At 65.0% G+C, this 16,622-nt stretch carries 17 protein-coding genes; 2 read left to right on the top strand and 15 right to left on the bottom strand.

Annotated elements, in window-relative coordinates; genetic code table 11:
• Positions 1 to 193: 193 nt before the first annotated feature.
• Together argF and AC1DW2_RS31425 are read right to left on the bottom strand one after the other, a co-directional pair.
• Positions 194 to 1,117 (bottom strand): ornithine carbamoyltransferase, encoded by a 924-nt coding sequence (gene argF, locus AC1DW2_RS31430; RefSeq protein ID WP_014491303.1) that lies wholly within the window; start codon positions 1,115 to 1,117, stop codon positions 194 to 196.
• Positions 1,117 to 2,325, bottom strand: a complete 1,209-nt coding sequence (locus tag AC1DW2_RS31425; protein ID WP_212095151.1) for an aspartate aminotransferase family protein — start codon at positions 2,323 to 2,325, stop codon at positions 1,117 to 1,119. The genes argF and AC1DW2_RS31425 overlap by 1 nt, the downstream gene beginning before the upstream one ends.
• A gap of 456 nt (positions 2,326 to 2,781) precedes the next feature.
• Between AC1DW2_RS31425 and AC1DW2_RS31420 the strand changes: the two genes are divergently transcribed.
• Positions 2,782 to 3,294 (top strand): GcrA family cell cycle regulator, encoded by a 513-nt coding sequence (locus tag AC1DW2_RS31420; protein WP_014491301.1) that lies wholly within the window; start codon positions 2,782 to 2,784, stop codon positions 3,292 to 3,294.
• 236 nt (positions 3,295 to 3,530) lie between these two features.
• Here the strand turns inward: AC1DW2_RS31420 and phoB are convergent, their stop codons facing one another.
• From phoB to AC1DW2_RS31355, 13 genes are all read right to left on the bottom strand, one after another.
• Positions 3,531 to 4,238, bottom strand: a complete 708-nt coding sequence (gene phoB, locus AC1DW2_RS31415; RefSeq protein WP_014491300.1) for a phosphate regulon transcriptional regulator PhoB — start codon at positions 4,236 to 4,238, stop codon at positions 3,531 to 3,533.
• A gap of 15 nt (positions 4,239 to 4,253) precedes the next feature.
• Complete coding sequence (phoU, locus tag AC1DW2_RS31410) at positions 4,254 to 4,970, bottom strand: phosphate signaling complex protein PhoU (RefSeq protein WP_028155152.1); 717 nt, start codon at positions 4,968 to 4,970, stop codon at positions 4,254 to 4,256.
• An 11-nt stretch (positions 4,971 to 4,981) separates the two neighbouring features.
• On the bottom strand, positions 4,982 to 5,803 hold the full coding sequence (pstB, locus tag AC1DW2_RS31405; RefSeq protein WP_063979878.1) for a phosphate ABC transporter ATP-binding protein PstB: 822 nt from the start codon (positions 5,801 to 5,803) through the stop codon (positions 4,982 to 4,984).
• Complete coding sequence (gene pstA, locus AC1DW2_RS31400) at positions 5,800 to 6,645, bottom strand: phosphate ABC transporter permease PstA (RefSeq protein ID WP_477007892.1); 846 nt, start codon at positions 6,643 to 6,645, stop codon at positions 5,800 to 5,802. The genes pstB and pstA overlap by 4 nt, the downstream gene beginning before the upstream one ends.
• A gap of 1 nt (position 6,646) precedes the next feature.
• Complete coding sequence (pstC, locus tag AC1DW2_RS31395) at positions 6,647 to 7,636, bottom strand: phosphate ABC transporter permease subunit PstC (RefSeq protein WP_085399617.1); 990 nt, start codon at positions 7,634 to 7,636, stop codon at positions 6,647 to 6,649.
• 131 nt (positions 7,637 to 7,767) lie between these two features.
• Complete coding sequence (gene pstS / locus AC1DW2_RS31390; RefSeq protein WP_063985930.1) at positions 7,768 to 8,781, bottom strand: phosphate ABC transporter substrate-binding protein PstS; 1,014 nt, start codon at positions 8,779 to 8,781, stop codon at positions 7,768 to 7,770.
• A 144-nt stretch (positions 8,782 to 8,925) separates the two neighbouring features.
• Entirely contained in the window at positions 8,926 to 10,224 is a 1,299-nt protein-coding gene (locus AC1DW2_RS31385) for an ATP-binding protein (protein WP_085399616.1), read from the bottom strand.
• A 32-nt stretch (positions 10,225 to 10,256) separates the two neighbouring features.
• Positions 10,257 to 11,312 carry a putative bifunctional lysylphosphatidylglycerol flippase/synthetase gene (locus tag AC1DW2_RS31380; RefSeq protein ID WP_063979882.1) on the bottom strand — a complete coding sequence of 352 codons (1,056 nt, stop codon included), beginning with the start codon at positions 11,310 to 11,312 and terminating at the stop codon, positions 10,257 to 10,259.
• Between the two features lie 453 nt (positions 11,313 to 11,765).
• Positions 11,766 to 11,993 (bottom strand): Rdx family protein, encoded by a 228-nt coding sequence (locus AC1DW2_RS31375; protein WP_354118930.1) that lies wholly within the window; start codon positions 11,991 to 11,993, stop codon positions 11,766 to 11,768.
• 11 nt (positions 11,994 to 12,004) lie between these two features.
• Positions 12,005 to 12,937 carry a haloalkane dehalogenase gene (locus tag AC1DW2_RS31370; RefSeq protein ID WP_477007891.1) on the bottom strand — a complete coding sequence of 311 codons (933 nt, stop codon included), beginning with the start codon at positions 12,935 to 12,937 and terminating at the stop codon, positions 12,005 to 12,007.
• Positions 12,934 to 13,524: a TetR/AcrR family transcriptional regulator gene (locus AC1DW2_RS31365; protein ID WP_477007890.1), complete on the bottom strand. Its 591-nt coding sequence runs from the start codon at positions 13,522 to 13,524 to the stop codon at positions 12,934 to 12,936. Before AC1DW2_RS31365 ends, AC1DW2_RS31370 begins: the two co-directional genes overlap by 4 nt.
• A 124-nt stretch (positions 13,525 to 13,648) precedes the next feature.
• Positions 13,649 to 13,945 (bottom strand): hypothetical protein, encoded by a 297-nt coding sequence (locus AC1DW2_RS31360; RefSeq protein ID WP_063979886.1) that lies wholly within the window; start codon positions 13,943 to 13,945, stop codon positions 13,649 to 13,651.
• A 2-nt stretch (positions 13,946 to 13,947) separates the two neighbouring features.
• On the bottom strand, positions 13,948 to 15,342 hold the full coding sequence (locus AC1DW2_RS31355; RefSeq protein ID WP_063979887.1) for an OmpA family protein: 1,395 nt from the start codon (positions 15,340 to 15,342) through the stop codon (positions 13,948 to 13,950).
• Positions 15,343 to 15,506: 164 nt separating this feature from the next.
• Here AC1DW2_RS31355 and AC1DW2_RS31350 point away from each other — a divergent pair, with 164 nt between their 5' ends.
• Positions 15,507 to 16,565 carry a polysaccharide deacetylase family protein gene (locus AC1DW2_RS31350; protein WP_085399611.1) on the top strand — a complete coding sequence of 353 codons (1,059 nt, stop codon included), beginning with the start codon at positions 15,507 to 15,509 and terminating at the stop codon, positions 16,563 to 16,565.
• Positions 16,566 to 16,622: the final 57 nt, after the last annotated feature.

Genomic DNA, 16,622 nt, shown 5'->3' with positions numbered 1-16,622 from the left:
GCACTTATGATCGCTCAGGATCCTGCAAATTCGATGTCGTCCCGGCGCGCGCAAAGCGCTGATACGGGACCCATAGCCACAGGATTACGCGATAGCCCGCGTAGCCCGGATGGAGCGTAGCGCAATCCGGGACCACTTCAACTGCGGACACAAACCCGGATTTCGCTGCGCTCCATCCGGGCTACAAGTGAGATTACTTCACCGCGTCAAAGCACCAGGCCAGAATGCCCTTCTGCGCATGCAGGCGGTTTTCGGCCTCGTCGAACACGACCGATTGCGGGCCGTCGATCACTTCGTCGGTGACCTCCTCGCCGCGATGGGCGGGCAGGCAATGCATGAACAGCGCATCGGGCTTGGCCAGCGACATCAGCTTCGAATTGACCTGATAGGGCTTGAGCACGTTGTGACGGTGCTCGCCTTCCTTGTCGCCCATCGACACCCAGGTGTCGGTGACGACGCAGTCGGCCCCCTTCACGGCGGCTTCGGGATCGGTGCCGAGCACGATCGGCGCGCCGGTGGCCTTGATGAAGTCGCGCATCACCTTTTTGGGCGCAAGCTCCGGCGGCGTCGCGACATTGAGCTTGAACTTGAAACGCTCGGCGGCATGCGCCCAGGACGCCAGCACGTTGTTGTCGTCGCCGGTCCAGGCCACCGTCCTGCCCTCGATCGGGCCGCGATGCTCTTCGTAGGTCATGAGGTCGGCCATCACCTGGCAAGGGTGCGAGCGCCGTGTCAGGCCGTTGATGACGGGCACCGTCGCATATTCCGCCAGCTCCAGCAGGGCCTCGTGATTGAGGATGCGGATCATGATGGCGTCGACATAGCGCGACAGCACGCGCGCCGTGTCGGCGATGGTCTCGCCGCGGCCGAGCTGCATCTCGGCGCCGGTCAGCATGATCGGCTCGCCACCGAGCTGGCGCATGGCGACGTCGAACGAGACGCGGGTGCGGGTGGACGGACGCTCGAAGATCATCGCCAGCGTCTTGCCTTCCAGCGGCTTCACCGGCTGGTGCGCTTTCTGCTTCGCCTTCATGGCGGAGGAGGCCGCGAGCATGCTCTTGAGCTCCGACAACGGGAGCTCGTTGATATCCAGAAAGTGCTTCGGGGACTTGCTCATCAGCTTGCCGCCCGCTTGGTCTGACTGGACGAGATCGCGGCGCAGGCGCGCTCGAGCCGCCCGACGCTGTCCTCGATCTCGGCTTCGGTGACGATCAAGGGCGGCAGGAAGCGCACGACATTGTCGCCGGCGCCGACCGTGAGCAATTTTTCGTTGCGCAATGCCGCGCCGAGATCGCCTGACGGCACCACGGCCTTGATGCCGATCAGAAGGCCTTCGCCGCGCACTTCGCTGACGATGTCAGGATAACGATCGATCACGGAGGCGAGCTTCTGCTTGAGCAGCAGCGACATCTTCTGCACGTGATCGAAGAAGCCGGGCTTGAGCATGACGTCGAGCACGGCGTTGGCAGCCGAGATCGCGAGCGGATTGCCGCCGAAGGTCGAGCCGTGCGAGCCGGGCCCCATGCCGGCAGCCGCGTCCGCGGTCGCCAGCACCGCGCCGATCGGGAAGCCGCCACCGAGCGCTTTGGCCAGCGACATCACGTCAGGCGTGACGCCGGTGCGGCGATGCGCGAAGAGATCGCCGGTGCGGCCCATGCCGGTCTGCACCTCGTCGAACGCGAGCAGCAGTCCCTTCTCGTCGCAGAGCTGGCGCAACGCCCTCAGGAAGGCGGGCGTTGCCGAACGCACGCCGCCCTCGCCCTGGATCGGCTCGATCAGGATGCCGGCGGTCTGCGGACCGATCGCCTTCTTGACGGCTTCGATATCGCCATGCGGGACCTGGTCGAAGCCGTCCATCGGCGGTCCGAACCCTTCGAGATATTTTGCCGAACCGGTCGCGGCGAGCGTTGCCAGCGTGCGGCCGTGGAAGGCGCCTTCGAAGGTGATGATGCGGTAACGTTCCGGATGACCCTTGGAGAAGTGATGATGGCGGACCAGCTTGATCACACCTTCCAGCGCTTCGGCGCCGGAATTGCAGAAGAACACGAAGTCCGCGAAGCTTTCGTTGCACAGACGCGCGGCGAGCTTCTCGCCGTCCGGGCTCTGGAACAGGTTCGACATGTGCCAGAGTTTGGTGGCCTGCTCTTGCAACGCCTTGACCAACGCAGGATGAGCATGGCCGAGCGCATTCACCGCCACACCCGAGGTGAAATCGAGATAGCGATCGCCATTGGTCGCAATCAGCCAGCAGCCTTCACCGCGCTCGAAACCGAGGTCGGACCTGGCGAAAACGGGGAGCAAATGCGGCGCTGCGCTGTTAGTCATGACGATCACTTGAATGTTGCGGACGGTGTGAGCGTGCATTGCGCAACGCACCATTGACCGGCCCGGAAAACGAAACGTGCCGCCTTTTAAGGGCGGCACGCCTGACTATCTTATGCCTGGTGAAACCGGTGTCAATGCCGCCCGGAAAGCCTCGCGAAACGCAGAATCCGTAGTCTTGCGGTGGCGATTTTGCGTATTTCCGCCACGGAACATGTGGAAGCGAGTCGGCGGACTCTTGCGCGTGAGTCACGCCATATTGTAGCGTTTGGCTTGTCAGATACGACATCTCGTGCAGCAGTTCTGATCCTCTAAGTCCTCATGTACCGGCGTAAGCGTTCGGGCGCATCTGGTGCGCCCGGCGAGCCTTAAGGGATTCTGGCGGCACGGGTTTTTCGAAGCTTAGGCATTCGCCGTGCGGCCGCCAGGATGGCAGGCGCCGACGAAGGAAAGGGTGCAATGACCGTTTTGACCTGGTCGGATGATCGCGTCGAGCAGCTGAAAAAGCTCTGGGAGGCCGGACTTTCGGCCAGCCAGATCGCCGCTGAACTCGGCAATGTGACCCGCAATGCCGTGATTGGCAAAGTGCACCGGCTCGGCCTGTCGGGCCGCGCCAAGAGCCCTTCGTCGGCAGCGCCGCGGCCGCGCAAGGCGCGCCCCGCCCAGCACATGATGCGGGTGACACGCCCGATCGCGCGCGGCAACACCGCGCTGGCGCAGGCCTTCGAAGTCGAGGTCGAGGCCGAACCGGTCACCTACGACAACGTCGTGCCGATGAGCCAGCGGCTGTCGCTGCTGGAGCTGAACGAGGCCACCTGCCACTGGCCGGTCGGCGATCCCTCGAGCCCGGATTTCTTCTTCTGCGGCGGCAAGGCGCTCTCCGGCCTGCCCTACTGCGCCCAGCACTCGCGCGTGGCGTATCAGCCCGCGGCCGATCGCCGGCGCGCACCGGCGAAGCCGGGTCCGCGCTGAAGTCGTTCTGAGCTCAGAAAGGAGCCGTCACACGATGGCGGCTCAACAAATCCGATGTCGTTCCGGACAAGCGCGCCTCAAGCGCGCGCAGATCCGGGACCCTTAACCACCGCAAGATGTGGCTACGGGGACTCGGAGTTACCTTTTGGCACAATAATCACTCGCGGTGGGTGTCCCGGACCCGCGCTTACGCTTGTCCGGGACGACACCGAGAGTGTGGCCGCAGCTCACCGAGCTTACGCCTGCTCCGCCTTCGCAAAGCGATCATCCAGTGCGTAGCCCGCGCCGCGGACGGTGCGGATCGGGTCCTGCTCGCGGCCGAGATTGAGCAGCTTGCGCAGGCGGCCGATATGGACGTCGACGGTGCGCTCGTCGATGTAGATGTCACGGCCCCAGACGCTGTCGAGCAGCTGCTCGCGCGAGAACACGCGGCCGGGATGCTCCAGGAAGAACTCCAGCAGGCGATATTCGGTCGGGCCGAGATCGATCGGCCGACCCGAACGCGCCACGCGACGCTTGTCGCGGTCGAGCTCGATGTCGCCATAGGCGAGCACGGTGGCGAGCCGCTCGGGGCTGGCGCGCCTGAGCAGGCCCTTCACGCGTGCCAGCAGCTCCGGCACCGAGAACGGCTTGACGATGTAGTCGTCGGCGCCGGTCGCAAGGCCCCGCACCCGCTCGCTCTCCTCGCCGCGCGCGGTGAGCATGATGATCGGGAGCTGCTTGGTCTCGGGCCGGGTGCGCAGCCGCCGGCACAGCTCGATGCCGGAGAGGCCCGGCAGCATCCAGTCGAGCACGATCAAATCGGGGATGTGCTCCTTGAGGCGGGTGTCGGCATCGTCGCCGCGCATCACCGTCTCGACGTCATAGCCGTCGCCTTCGAGGTTGTAGCGGAGAAGCTCGGTGAGAGCTTCCTCGTCCTCAACCACCATAATGCGTGCGCCCATGGTGTTCGTCGCTCCTTAAGTGTTCGGGACCGTCGTGGCGAAGGTCGTCATGTCGCCCTTCGGCCGCTTGTCGGTGATCGCCTGGCCCTCGATCATGTAGAACACGGTCTCGGCGATGTTGGTGGCGTGGTCACCGATGCGCTCGATGTTCTTGGCGCAGAACATCAGATGGATGCAGAACGAGATGTTGCGCGGATCCTCCATCATGTAGGTGAGGAGCTCGCGGAACAGCGAGGTGCAGATGGCGTCGACTTCCTCGTCGCCCTTCCACACCGCCATCGCCGCCGGCAGATCGTGCGCGGCATAGGCATCCAGCACCGACTTGACCTGTTGCTGCACGAGGTCGGTCATGTGCTCCAGACCGCGGAACAGCTTGAGCGGATGGAAATCCGTCTCCAGCGCCGCGACGCGCTTGCCCATGTTCTTGGCGAGGTCGCCGATCCGCTCGAGATCGGTCGCGACGCGCATGGCGCCGACGATCTCGCGCAGATCCACCGCCATCGGCTGGCGGCGCGCGATGGTGAGAACGGCGCGCTCCTCGATCTTCTTCTGAAGCGCGTCGAGCTCGGCGTCGATGGTGACGACGCGCTGGCCGAGCGCGACGTCGCGGCGGATCAGCGCGTCGACGGAATCGACGATCATGCGCTCGGCGATGCCGCCCATCTCAGCGACCAGGCGCGTGAGCTCCTGGAGGTCGGTGTCGAAGGCCTTTGCGGTATGTTCAGAACCCATGTTCCGTCTCCTCAGCCGAACCGGCCGGTGATGTAATCCTGCGTGCGCCGGTCGGTCGGCGACGTGAAGATCTTGCTGGTGTCGTCGAACTCGATCAGCTCGCCGAGATACATGAAGGCGGTCTTGTCGGAGACGCGCGCCGCCTGCTGCATGTTGTGGGTGACGATCGCGATCGTGTAGTTCTCGGATAGCTCCTGGATCAGCTCCTCGACCTTGGCGGTCGAGATCGGGTCGAGCGCCGAACAGGGTTCGTCGAACAAGATCACCTCGGGCCGCACCGCGACCGTGCGGGCGATGCAGAGGCGCTGCTGCTGGCCGCCGGAGAGCGACAGGCCGGAGGCGTTGAGCTTGTCCTTGACCTCGTTCCACAGCGCGCCGCCGCGCAGCGCCTTCTCGACGCGGTCGTCCATCTCGGACTTCGAGATCTTCTCGTAAAGGCGGATGCCGAAGGCGATGTTCTCGTAGATCGTCATCGGGAACGGCGTCGGCTTCTGGAACACCATGCCGACGCGGGCGCGCAACAAATTGAGGTCCAGCTTGGGGTCGAGGACGTTGGTCTGGTCGAGCATGAGCTGACCGGTGACGCGCTGGCCCGGATAGAGGTCGTACATCCGATTGAAGATGCGCAGCAGGGTGGACTTGCCGCAGCCAGACGGGCCGATGAACGCCGTGACGCGGTTGGTGCCGAGCGCCAGATTGATGTTCTTCAGCGCGTGGTGCTCGCCGTAATAGAAATTGAGGTTGCGCACCGTCACCTTGGCCGGAGCTTCGGGCAGCACCGGCGCCTGGGGCAAACCACCGGCCGCGCTCATCGATACGGAAAGATCACTCATTTTGCGGTCCTCTCGGCGCTCAGAATGCGCGCGCCAATATTCAGGGCAAGAACGGTCAGGGTGATGAGCAGCGCGCCGCTCCAGGCGAGCTGCTTCCAGTAGGCGTAGGGGCTCTGCACGAAATTGTTGATGGTGACCGGCAGGTTCGCCATCGTCTTGTTCAGACCCAGGCTGAAGAACTGGTTCGACAGCGCGGTGAAGAGCAGCGGCGCGGTCTCGCCGGCGACGCGGGCGGTGGCCAGCATCACGCCGGTGATGAGGCCCGAGCGCGCCGCGCGATAGGCGATGCGCTTGATCACCAGCGAGCGCGGCAGGCCGAGCGCCGAGGCCGCCTCACGCAGTGCGTTCGGCACCAGCAGCAGCATGTCCTCGGTCGTGCGCAGCACCACCGGGATGACGATCACCGCAAGCGCGAGGCAGCCGGCAATCGCCGAGAAGCCGCGCATCGGCACCACCACCGCACCATAGATGAACAGGCCGATGATGATCGAGGGCGCCGACAGGAGGATGTCGTTGATGAAGCGGATCACCGAGGTCAGGCGGTCGTTGCGGCCGTACTCGGCGAGATAGGTGCCGGCGAACAGACCGAGCGGCGCGCCGATGCCGACGCCGAGCACGGTCATGATGATCGAACCCACGATGGCGTTGCGCAGGCCGCCCTCGGTCGAGCCCGGAGGCGGCGTGTCCGCAACGAAGAGCTCCAGGTTCAGGCCGGCAATGCCGTTGTAGAGCAGCGTTATCAGGATCAGCGCGAGCCATGTGACGCCGAAGGCAGCGGCAGCCAGGCAGAGCACACGGATGACGATGTCCATGCGGCGGCGGCGTGCGTAGATCGGGTTCATGTTACTTCCCCGCCTTCTTTTCAAGACGCATCAGCATCAACCGTGCAGCCGCGAGCACGAAGAATGTCAGCACGAACAGCAGCAGGCCGAGCAGGATCAGGCCGGACTGGTGCAGGCCGTCGCTCTCGGCGAACTCCGATGCGATCGCCGCCGAGATCGTGGTGCCCGGGGCGAAGATCGACGACGAGATGCGGAACGAGTTGCCGATGATGAAGGTCACCGCCATGGTCTCGCCGAGCGCGCGGCCGAGCGCCAGCATGACACCGCCGATGACGCCGACGCGGGTGTAGGGGATCACCACGCTGCGCACGACTTCCCAGGTGGTGCAGCCGACGCCGTAGGCGGCTTCCTTGAGCACCGGCGGCACCGTCTTGAACACGTCGACCGAGATCGAGGTGATGAAGGGCAGCACCATGATGGCGAGGATCAGCGCCGCGTTGAACAGGCTGAGATAGGACGGCGGGCCTGCGAAGATCGCGCCCAGCACGGGGATGCCGTCGAAGATCTTGATCATGAAAGGCTGGAACGTGTTGGCCAGGAACGGGCCGAGCACGAAGAAGCCCCACATGCCGTAGATGATCGAGGGAATGCCGGCGAGCAGCTCGATCGCCATGCCGATCGGGCGGCGCGCCCATTGCGGGCAGAGCTCAGTCAGAAAGATCGCAATGCCGAGACCGACCGGAATGGCGATCGCCATCGCGATGAAGGAGGTGATGAGCGTGCCGTAGATCGGGCCGAGCGCGCCGAGCACGGGCGGATCTGCCGACGGCGCCCAGCGCTGAGTCCACAGGAAGGCGAAGCCGTATTCCTTCATCGCCGGGAACGCGCCGACGATCAGCGAGATGATGATGCCACCGAGGATGAGCAGCACCGAGATCGCGGACAGCCGCGTGATCCAGTAGAAGGTGAGGTCGCCGAGCTTGAAGGCGCCCAAGGCCTTGGCGCGGTCATACGGTCCGGCGTCGTCGATTACATCGCTCTGAACGGCCATCTCTGCCACGCCGATCCCCTGTGCCCGTTTGATATACGCTTGTTGTCGGTCTTGCGCTCCGGATGCGGCGCGAGGCCAATCCGGAGCGGAGGTCTTGTGAGATCCCGGCGCCCAGTCCGGGACGAGAGCGCTTAGCTCTTGATCTCGGCAGCCCAGGTCTTCTCGATCAGTTGGACGACCGGGTCCGGCATCGGGATGTAGTCGAGCTCTTCAGCCGCCTTGCCGCCGCTCTTGAAGGCCCAGCGGAAGAACTTGATGGCTTCCTGCGAGGCTGCCTTGTCGGTGGCATCCTTGTGCATGAGGATGAAGGTCGCCGCCGTGATCGGCCAGGACTTGTCGCCGGGCTGGTCGGTCAGGATGACGTAGTAGCCGGGAGCCTTGGCCCAGTCGGCATTGGAAGCGGCCGCCTGGAAGGCTTCGACCGTCGGCTGCACCGGCTTGCCGGCCTTGTTGACGAGACCGGTGTAGGTCAGCTTGTTCTGCTTGGCATAGGCGTACTCGACGTAGCCGATCGAGTTCTTGGTCTGGCTGATGTTGCCCGACACGCCTTCGTTGCCCTTGGCGCCGACGCCGACCGGCCACTCGACCGCGGTGCCCTCACCGACCTTGCTCTTCCAGTCCGCGCTGGCCTTGGCGAGATAGTTGGTGAAGTTGAAGGTCGTGCCCGAACCATCCGAGCGGCGGACCACGGTGATCGCGTCCGACGGCAGCTTCACGTTCGGATTGAGCTTCTTGATCGCGGCGTCATCCCACTTGGTGATCTTGCCGAGATAGATGCTGGCCAGGGTCTCGCCGTCGAACACCAGCTCGCCGGGCTTCACGCCCTCGATGTTGACGACCGGAACGATGGCGCCCATCACCATCGGCCACTGGACGAGGCCGTCCTTCTCGAGCTGCTCGGCCTTGAGCGGCGCGTCGCTGGCGCCGAAGGTCACGGTCTTGGCCTGGATCTGCTTGATGCCGCCGCCGGAGCCGATCGACTGGTAGTTCAGACCGTTGCCGGTCTCCTTCTTGTAGGCGTCAGCCCACTTGGAATAGATCGGGAACGGGAACGTCGCACCGGCACCCGTGATGTCGGCAGCAAACGCCGCCGTCGCCGATGCGGCGACCAAGCCGGCAGCGACGATAGTTTTGATGAAATTCATGGTGGTCTCCATACAGGGGAGCGAAGCGCCATCCGCGCCCGATCGCGCTCCCCGTGCCGCCCCTTTAGGAGCGGTCGGCTGTGCTTTTACGAAGGTTTCGTGACAGCTGGATGACACGGCCAAGCGATTGAAATCGCTTGAATATCAGGTCGAAGCCGCGGTCTTCGCCTGGGGAAAACAGGCCGTGAAAACGGCGCCCTGCTTGGGCACGCTCTCGATCAAAAGCCGGCCGCGATGGCGGTTAAGAATATGTTTCACCAGCGATAATCCGAGCCCCGTCCCGCCCTGCGAGCGGCTGTCACCGACGTCGACCCGGTAGAACCGCTCGGTCAGCCGCGGCAGGTGCTCGGGCGCGATGCCGGGGCCGAAATCACGGACCATGACCCGGATTTCCTGAGTTCCATCAGTGGCTGCCGCCGCGGCCAGCGACACGATGACACGTCCGCCCGACGCCCCGTATTTGAGCGCGTTCTCGATCAGGTTCTCGAACAGGCGGAGCAATTCCTCGCGGTCGCCCGCGATCATCACCGGGGTCTCAGGCAAATGGGTTTCGACCTCGACCTGGCGCTCCCGCGCCAGCGGCTCGAGCCCGTCGGCGACCTGGAAGATGATCGGCAACAGGTCGACCAGGGTGTCGGGCCGCACATGGGCCGACAGCTCGACCCGCGAGAGCGAGAGCAGATCGTCGATCAGGCGCGCCATCCGGGTCGCCTGGTTGTGCATGATGCCGAGGAACCGCTCGCGTGCCTTGGGATCGTCCTTGGCCTGGCCCTGGAGCGTATCGATGAAGCCCGACAGCGCGGCGAGCGGCGTCCGCAGCTCGTGGCTGGCATTGGCGACGAAGTCTGCGCGCATCTCCTCGACCCGGCGCAGCGGCGTCTGGTCGTGGAAGGTCATCAGCATGCATTTGTCGGCGCCGCCGAAGGAGGTCGGCACCGGCACCGGCGTGATGGTCAGCTCCATCCAGCGGTCGACCGGCACATGGTCGAGATAGGTCGTGCGCCGCGGCTCGGTGGTCGCGATCGACTCCCGCAGCGCCGTGATGATCTCCGGCGAGCGCAGCGCGAACTGGGCGAGCTCGTTCTTGCGCAGTGCCGGCGCCAGCTGGGCGGCGGCGGCATTGAGATGGATGACGCGCCCGGCGCGGTCGAGCAGCACCGCCGGATCCGGCATGCCGGCGACGACCGCGGCCACCGCCGCGCTCTCGACCGGGTTGACGCGGCGGGTGTCGTCGCGCGAGGCGGCGTTGTCGTGCAGCCGCCAGGGGATCAGCGCCGCGGCCGCGATGCAGAGGAACACCGTGGCCGCCCGCATCACCGACAATTCGCCGAGCGAAACCACCACCGACAGCGCCAGCGCCGCGGCGATCAGGATGACTGTCGAGTGCCGCAGCCGGTCGGACCAGGGCTGCGCGGAGGGAGAAGATGGGGCGTCGATCGCCATCGGGGCGGGCTTCTCCTAAGGGGATGCGCCGGTCAGGCGCCGGTGTCGCTGCGCTCTCTCACATAGGCGGCTTCACGCGCCGGGCCGGGGTCGAGCTTGAGCGCCGCCTGCTGCAAGCGCTTCGATCGAGCGCCGATTATAACCTCGCGAAACGTCAGCAAGATTACAGATATGACGAAGGGGGAGAGATAATAGAGGACGCGGAACAGGAGCATGCCACCCAGCAGTTCCTCGCGGTCCATCTGCCAGAGGCCGACCAGCATGGCGGCATCGAACACGCCGAGCCCTCCCGGCGAGTGGCTGGCGAAACCGAGCAGCGTCGCCGAGACGAAGATCACCGCCACCACGACGAAGCCGAGATTGGGCTCGTCCGGGACCAGCACGTACATCGCGAGCGCACAGAAGCCGAGATCGATGATGCCGATGGCGATCTGGAGTAGCGTCAGCGGGCCGCCCGGCAGCACCACGGTCCAGGGCCCGCGGCCGACCACCCGCGGCTGGGTCCAGACCCAGACCACATAGGCGACCAGCCCCGCGATGATCATCATCGCCAGCATCCGGTTCAGCCAGGGCGGAAGCTGGTCGATCGCGGCAGCGGCTTCCGGATGGTAGGAGATGCCGAGGCCGAGCACCGCGGCATTGCCGAGCCAGAAGGTCAGGCCGGCGAGGAAGCAGATCTTTGCGACGTCGATCGCGTTCAGGCCATAGGCCGAATAGATGCGGTAGCGCACCGCGCCGCCGGTGAAGACGCTGGCGCCGACATTGTGGCCGATCGAATAGCTGGTGAAGGCGGCGAGCGCATTGATGCGGTAGGGCACATGGGCGTGACCGATCGCGCGCACGGCGAACAGATCGTAGAAGGTCAGGGTGAAATAGCCCGCGGCCACGAACAGCGCCGCCATCGCGATCTGGCTCGGCTCGGTGCTCTTGATCGCTTCGAGGACCTCGTTGACGTCGATGCCCCGCAGCATGTGGTAGAGCACATAGCAAGCGATGCCGATGACCGCGACGCTGATCACAACTCCAAGCTTATGCAGGACTTGCTTCTGGCGCAGAAACGTCATCGCCCTGCGTATGGCTTCCAGCATCTAGACCTCGAACAACGCTTCAGCGGCCGGGGTGGCCGGCGGACAGGCGGACGACGCACAGGCATTCAACGAACCCTTGCCGCCGGCTCCGGCATCGCGCATGCCCCATGCCCTTCCACTAGCGCGTTTTGGAGCGGAGTGGAATTCAGCAATTCGAACAAAAACTCGTGCCTTCAATATTTTAGGCAGGGTTGCGGGCTCCTGATGCACGGATTGGCGCTTTCGGCGGCAAGACTGACGCGAATCTCCATGGCAATCCTGCGCAGGCGCCATGAAGTTTTGATGATTTCGACCGCACAATGTTCCGTCACGACTTAAGCCGACGTCAATCTATGGGGCGCCCCCGCCTGGCGAAAGAGGGGGTGGCCGGCGCTGTTGTTCAGGGATTTCAGGTGGGCCGAAAGGCCGCGGCGACGGTGGCGGCCTCAGGAAGCGATCGGAATCCGCCCCGGATCAGTGCCACGCGGAAGTGACGGCGGCCACGATTTCGTCGGTACCGGGAAAGTGGCCCTTGCTGCGGCTGGCGACGATGCTGTCGCCGACCTTGACCTGGAAGATCCCACCCTTGGCGGGCACGAGAGCCGCCTCCAGCGCCAGATGCTGCCGCAGCGCAGCAGCGGCGTCCTTGGCGCGCTTCTCGTAGCCGCAGGGACGGCAATAGATGATGGTCACATCAGCCATCTCGCCCGCCTTCAGGCAGCGCGCTGCTGGCGCACGGCTTCGATGCCGGCGATCCAGCCGGCGACGGAGCGGCCGATCGCCTCGGGGTGATCCTCCTGGAGAAAGTGCAGCCCAGGTCCGAGGCGCACCAATGCGCAGTGATTCAGCGAGGCTGCGAACCGCTCGGCGAATTCGGGCGCGACGAGCGCGCCGGGCGTGCCCGAGAACAACAGCTTCGGATAGGACGATGCAGCCAGCGCCGCATGCGCGGATTGGAGCGTCTCGTAGACGTCGGCGGGCTCGCCTGCGATCGGCAGTTCGCGGGGGAAGGCGAGAACGGGCCGGCGGCTCTCCGGCGTTGGGAATGGCGCACGGTAAGGCGCCATCTCGTCCTCGCCGAGCTTGCGAACGATGCCACCGGGCAGCACGCGTTCGACGAACGCGTTCGCCTCGAGGATCATCGCTTCGCCCTCGCCCGGCGTCCTGAATTTGCGGAACGCCGCCCTCGCCGCCTCGGCGTGGTCCTGCTCCTCCGCGACCTCGGTGTGGTGAAAGTCCTGCCAGGTCGGCATCGGGCGGATGAACTCCATGAAGGCAAGGCCGCGTACGAAATCCGGCCGGCGCGCGGCGAGATGGAACGCGAGCGCGGTGCCCCAGTCCTGCGCGACAAGATAGGCCGATTTGATGCCGCGCTGTTCGATGAATGCATCGAGATAGCGGACGTGGTCGACGAAGCGATAGCCGATGTCGGGCTTGCCGGACTGGCCGAAGCCGACGAGATCGGGCGCGATGCAATGTGTGACCGGCGATACAAGCGGCAGGATGTTGCGCCAGATATGCGACGACGTCGGGTTGCCGTGCAGGAACAGGGCAGCGGGCGCATCGCGATCTCCCGCCTCGCGATAGGCCATCGTGCTTCCCAGCACGGACGCTTTGAGAATCTCGATTTCAGTTGGCTTGCTCATGTCAGCTCCCTGAAGACGGTTTGAAAGGCGATGGTCTTGAAACGTTCGAGGGCGTTGGGATTGCGGTCGACCTTCATGCGCAGGATCGCGCCCTGCCAGGACGCGAGCAGGAAATCGGCAAGCTCTTCGGGCTCGAAATCGGATGCGATCTCGCGGCACGTCTGGGCGTCCCTGATGCAGGCGGCGAACGGCGCGCGCCATTGCGCGAAGATTTCGGCGAGACGCGCGCGCAGCATTTCGCTGCTGGCTGATGCCTCCAGGCTGAGGTCACCGATCAGGCAGCCACGGCCAAAACCGTCGGCCTCGAGCCGGCCGGTGATGATGTCGAGATAGCGCCGCAGCCGCGCGCGCGGCGTCAGCGAGGTGTCGTCGAGCGCCTCCGCGACCAGCCCCCTCGTGGTGTCGAAGTAGCGGCCGAGCACCTCGGAGGCGAATATCTCTTTGGAACGAAAATGGTTGGTGAAGGACCCCTGCGGCGCGCCTGCCGCAGCGGTGACGTCGCGCACGCTGGTGCCGTGATAGCCGGTCCTGAACATGACCTTCAGGCCGGCATCGAGGATGGCGTCTTTGAGTGAGGGCTTTGGCATAAGGAAAGTAATACGTACGTACGTATTAATGTCAAGCGCATTGCGATCGTTCGGCAATTTGCTTGCCGATCAAGCCGTTATCGCAATGTTGGATAGAGGCCCGCCCCTGAGCGAACCTGAAGACCTAAGCCGCCGGCTGGCTCCGCGAGACCACCCTGTCGCGCAGCCAGGCGCCGATGGTGCAGCCGACGAGGTAGCAGGCGAACATGACCAGCCCGAGATCGAGCCAATAGCCGAAGCGGCCGGGCACCACATGCGCGAAGGAGGCTGCGACCAGGGCGGCGGCAAGCACGGCGAGCCAGCGCGCGGTCACCTTCGAGGTACCGTTGCCGCGCTGGACCACCGAGATCCAGCCCATGCAAAAGCCCAGCAGCAGCGAGCCGATCAGCCAGCCCAGATGGAACGAGACGAGATAGGGCATCATCACCTCACCAGAAATTCGATGCGGCGGTTCTGCGCCTTGCCCTCGTCGGTGTCATTGCCGGCGAGGGGTTGCGTGGCGCCATAGCCGACCGGAGTGAAGCGGGTGGCCGGCAGCCCGGCCTTGACCAGATAGTCGATCACGGCCTGCGCGCGCTTCTCCGAGAGAGCCTGATTGAAGGAGTCCTCACCGTCGGCATCGGTGTGCCCGGCCACCTCGATATTGGTCGTGGGGCAGCGCAGCGCCGTCTCGATCAGGTGGTCGAGAATGCCGGCGGAATCCGGGTCGATGTCGGCGCGTTTCGTTGCGAAGCGGATCTTGCCCTTGTTCAGGAGCTCCGTGAACAATTGCTGGCAGACCGTGCCGTCGACCGGGCCCGCGGCAGGCTTCACCGTAATCTCCGGCTTGTACTGCCAGTTCTTCGGGAAGTCCTTGCCGAGGCCTGCGCGGATGTCGTTGGCGGCCCCTTCATAGAGCGCGTCGCCCGACAGCTTCACCTCGCGATCGGACACCACGAGCGTACCGGTCGACAGCCGCGACAGCCCGCCGAGCGCTGCGACCACGGCAGTATTGAAGGAGCCGGGTGCGCCGACGCTGGCCTTGAGATTGTCGACGACCTTTTCGGTGAAGAACTTTCGCGAGGCACTCGTTGCAATGGCCGCGTGCACGTTGTTGTCAGGCACGTAGCCCGTCAGCGTCACGGTCGCGGCGACCGGGTCCTTGTAGGCCTGGAAGATGTAGGGCGGCGCCTTGACATCGTTGGCGGCGACCGAAAAGCCCTCCGGCAGGTTCTTGAGCGCGGCCGCGATCGCCTCACGGCCGCCGAGGTCGCGCGCCATGCCCGACAGATTGACCTTGGTGTCGGTGATCGTGATCTTGCCGTCCTTGAGCTTGCCGATCTGGTCGAGCAGCAGCATCGCGGCCGCCTCGAACCGCGGCGGCGCGCCGCGCGCGAGACCCATCTGATCGGCGACCTCGGTCCCGTTGACCTCCTTGCGCGCGGCCTCGGTCAGGCGCGCCTTCATCGACGGCAGGGGCGCGGAGCCGGACAGCGTCACCCGCACCACGTCACGCTCGGCATTCCAGACGAAGGGCGTTGCTTCGGGAACAAGGCGGGTCCGGTCGTCGACCAGGCGCACGCCCGGGACGAGCTCGACCGCCATCACGGCATCGCGGCGCCCCTCCTCGGAAAAGGCGTCCGCGGCCAGGCCGACGTCCCGCCCGTCGACCGCGATCCGGGTCTTGTCCAGAACGGTCTCCTTGAGCGCGGCCGAGCTGCGGGCGGACAGGTCCGCCTCGACCGGCAAGGTATTATTCCAGGCCGCAAATCCCCACATGACGGCCAGGGGGATCAGCCCTGGCCACCATTTGCTGGCCCACCTGAAAAGCTTCTGCATTCAACGACCCGAACTCTGGAACCGGAGACAAAACAAACCCTTGGCGGGCTGTCAAACCGGAAATGATGCCCTTCCGAAGGCCATGCGTCGACAATTGGAATAACTTTTTCTTCAAGGGTTCTTCCGTAAGTTGAAAGTGGAATGCCAGAGTTCGCCAGCCGGTCATGAAACAACTCCGAAACAACGTCATCCGCGCCGGGCTGGGGGCACTCTATTTCAGCGGGGCGCACCACCTGTTGCGCCCGCTCTTGTCGGGCGTCGGCGCCATTTTCATGCTGCACCATGTGCGGCCGGCCCGCGAGGCGGCGTTCCAGCCGAACCGGCACCTCGAAGTCACCCCCGATTTCCTGCGCGCCACGCTGAGCCATTTGCGCTCGCGCGGGATCGACATCGTCAGCATGGACGAGCTGCATGAGCGGCTGGTGCAGGGCCGGTTCACCCGCCCCTTCGCCGCATTCACCCTCGACGACGGTTACCGCGACAATCTCGAATTCGCGCTGCCGGTTCTGCGCGAATTTGACGCGCCCTTGGCCGTCTATGTCGCGAGCGAATTTGCCGAGGGCACCGGACGCCTGTGGTGGACCGCGCTGGAAACCGTGATCGCGAAGGCCGAACACATCGACATCCAGATCGGCAATTCCGCGCTGCGGCTGGATGCAACGACCCCCGCCGCAAAACAAATGGCGTTCGACCGCCTGCACGATTGGCTGCGCGCGCTGCCGGGGGAACATGATCTCAAGCGCGAGATCGAGGCGCTCTGCGCCAGATACGACGTCGACATGGCCGCACTGTGCCGCAGCCTGTGCCTGTCCTGGGACGAGGTGAAGGCATTTGCCGCAGATCCGCTGGTCACGATCGGCGCGCACACCATCAGCCATTGCAATCTCGCCAGGCAGAGCGAGGGGATCGCCGCACAGGAGATGGCGGTAAGCCGCGCGCGGATCGAGCAGGCGCTCGGCCGTACAGTGCTGCACTTCGCCTACCCCTATGGCGACCGCGAAGCGGCGGGCGAGCGCGAATTCGCACTCGCTGCATCGGCCGGCTTCAAGACCGCGGTGACGACCCGGCCCGGCATGCTGTTCGCAGAAAATGCCGGCCACATGACCGCGCTGCCACGCGTCTCGCTCAACGGCAATTACCAGGACGCGCGAATTTTGCCGGTGCTGACCTCAGGCGCCGCGACCGCGATGTGGAACGGCTTTCGCCGGATTGCGGCGGCGTAGCCACGCTGTCGTCCCGGCGAACGCCGGGACCCATACCGCGGAATCCATCGATTACAT

Source organism: Bradyrhizobium sp. P3_C3 (assembly GCF_056402655.1).
This window is presented reverse-complemented; position numbering and strand designations above follow the sequence as displayed.